The sequence below is a fragment of the Protofrankia sp. Cr2 genome, assembly GCF_963555885.1.
Taxonomy (GTDB): Bacteria; Actinomycetota; Actinomycetes; order Frankiales; family Frankiaceae; genus Protofrankia.
Genome location: NZ_CAUVXG010000005.1, coordinates 143731 through 146245 on the forward strand (window position 1 = coordinate 143731; position 2515 = coordinate 146245).

At 67.2% G+C, this 2515-nt stretch carries 3 protein-coding genes; 1 reads left to right on the top strand and 2 read right to left on the bottom strand.

The features are described from left to right. Positions 1 to 325 (bottom strand): VOC family protein (locus U9978_RS04955; protein ID WP_322759836.1); only part of this gene is annotated, 325 nt, incomplete at its 3' end. Positions 326 to 572: 247 nt separating this feature from the next. Then, a complete protein-coding gene (locus U9978_RS04960; protein ID WP_322759837.1) occupies positions 573 to 1421 on the bottom strand; it encodes a glucose-1-phosphate cytidylyltransferase in 849 nt (282 codons plus the stop codon). A gap of 314 nt (positions 1422 to 1735) precedes the next feature. Here U9978_RS04960 and U9978_RS04965 point away from each other — a divergent pair. Continuing rightward, on the top strand, positions 1736 to 2515 hold a 780-nt coding region (locus tag U9978_RS04965), incomplete at its 3' end, for a glycoside hydrolase family 6 protein (protein WP_322759838.1).

Sequence of the window (2515 nt, forward strand, 5' to 3'; positions counted from 1 at the left end):
GCAGGCCCTTGGCGCCGGCCTTGACTGCGCGATCATAGGTCGCGTCCACGTCCGCCACGTACACGTGGATGGTGACCGGCGTTCCGCCCACGGTCTTCGGACCCGCCGCGTCCATCTCGGGGTATTCGTCCGACAGCATGATCAGTGAATTGCCGATCGTGAGCTCTGCATGGCCGATCTTTCCGTCTGGTGCGGCCATGCGCATCCGCTCGGTTGCGCCGAAAACCCGCGTGTAGAAATCGATGGCGTCGGCCGCGCCGTCGACGTGTAGGTACGGGGTGATCACGGGGTAGTCGTTGGGGATCGGCTCGACTGATGTGGTCATCGTTCGTTCTCCTTGGTCGGCTGTCGTGGCAGGGCTGACGCTGTGCGGTTCGACGAGCTGTGCGGTTCGACGAGCTGTGCGGTTCGACGAGTTGTGCGGGTTAACCGACGGTACGCATGCGACTCTAGCACATATGTTCGAAGATAAACCATCGCGTTCCGTCGGCCGGCCGGTACCGTTCGGGGCGGACGATCACGTCCATGGCAGGTCTGTCACGGGCACCCGCGACCCGCGACCCGCATCACGGTCACACCTGGGGCCGCCAGGGGACGAACTGGCCGCGCGCAGGATCCTCCCAGATGGCCCACGGCCGGACGCCTGAACTCCACAGTTCGTCCAGGATGAGACGATCCTTAGCCGTGTCCATGGCCCGCCAGAACCCGCGGTAGCGATAACCACCCAGCCTGCCAGCCCGTGCCAGCCGGCTGAAAGGCGCATCCACCAGATCCTCGCCTGGATGGATCAGATCGAAGACCGTGGGCCGGAGGACGAAGAAGCCCGCATTGATCCAGAGTTCCTGTTCCGCCATGGGCGCGATCTCGTTGATCGCGGTCGAGTCCGGCCGGAAGGCCACGGTGTGGATCGTCTCGGGTGGCCGCACCGCGAGCAGGGTGGCGACGGCCTCGGAGCGGTGAGCTTCGTCGATCAGCTGTGGCAGCGAGACGTCGGACAGCCCGTCCGCGTAGTTGGCGAGAAACAGATCCTCGGCGCCGACCAGGTTCCGCACCGCCCGAAGCCGTTGCCCGACCGGCGTTGAGATGCCGCTGTCGACGATCGTGATCGACCATCCGGCGGCCTCGCCGTCGAGCAGATGACGCCGGGGTACACCCGGCAGTGCCGTCGGCTCGTCGAGGTGTTCGGCGCAGAGGTCCCCGACCCAGTTCCGGACGAATTCGCCCCGAAATCCCACGCAGAGGATGAAGTCGGTGTGCCCGTAGGTCGCGTACCATTTCATGAGATGCCAGAGAATCGGCTTTCCGCCGACCATGTGCAGCGGTTTCGGAGCGTCCGAGGCGCGTTTCGGGGTGAATGCCCGGCCGGTGTCCGCGTCCAGTAGACGCTGTCCCTGGCCGCCGCAGAACAGAACAACTTTCATAGGGACTTCTTTCCCGCGCAGGCGCGCGGCAGGCAGCCCGCTGTGGACATTCGCCGCTGCCGCCGCAGGCCGGACGGGGCGATGGGGAATCGACCGGTCGACGTGGTGTCGGTCGGTGTGTGTCGCGCGTGCCACCGACGTCCGGTAGATGATCATAATGCAGGCGCTGCTATGGTCCGTGAGCAGGCAGGGGGTGGAGGTAGGGAAACGTTGCAGTGCTTGCCCGTTTCGGAGGTTGTGTGTCGACAGGGCCGCGCCGGAGGGCTGCACGCCACCACTCGCGGCACCGGAAACTCGTTCGTCTTCGACGGTTGTTGGCCCTCAGCGCCGTTGCCGTCTCGGTATTCGCCGGTTTCGCCTACGAGGGCACCATGGTCGCATCGTCGGTCCCATCCGGCGTGGACCTGTTGGTTCCCGGTCAAGGCGGCACGGTCTCCTCTGCACGGCCGGTGACGGTTGCGCATGCGATGGGGGCGCTCGGTGGAAGGCCTGCGGCCACCCGACCCACGACACGCGCGCTGCCCGGGTCGAGTGTGGCTCGGGCGACGTCCGGGTCGCAGCCCGGCTCCGCGCCGATATCGATGCCCACCTCGGAGCCCACATCGGAGCCCTTGGTGCTGGCACGCGCGCAGACCGGGAACCCGTTCGCCGGCGCACGGTTCTATGTCGACCCCGGCAGCGCCGCGGCCGCAGCGGTTGCCCGGCTGCATGGCACCGTGCCCGCGAGCGCCGACGCGTTGAGCCGAATCGCGAATACGTCCCATGCGGACTGGTTTGTCGGCACTGTGACCGCGGGCGGCGTCCAGGCCGCGGTCGCGGGCCGGGTGGCGCGGATCCGGGCCGCCGGGGCGCTGCCGGTCCTGGTCGCCTACGCGATCCCCAACCGTGACTGCGGTGGTTACTCGGGCGGCGGGGCTGCCAGCCCAGCGGCATACAGATCGTGGATCTCCGGCTTCACCGCGGGTATCGGTCGGGGCCCGGCAACTGTCATTCTTGAGCCAGATGCCCTGGCCCAACTCGATTGTCTGTCCGCGGCCGACCGTCAGATCCGTTACGGGCTGCTTTCGGATGCGGTTGACGTGCTCGGCGGCATC

Excerpts from the sequence above, each read along its gene's own strand:
- U9978_RS04960 (WP_322759837.1), bottom strand. The coding sequence starts at position 1,421 with ATGAAAGTTGTTCTGTTCTGCGGCGGCCAGGGACAGCGTCTACTGGAC.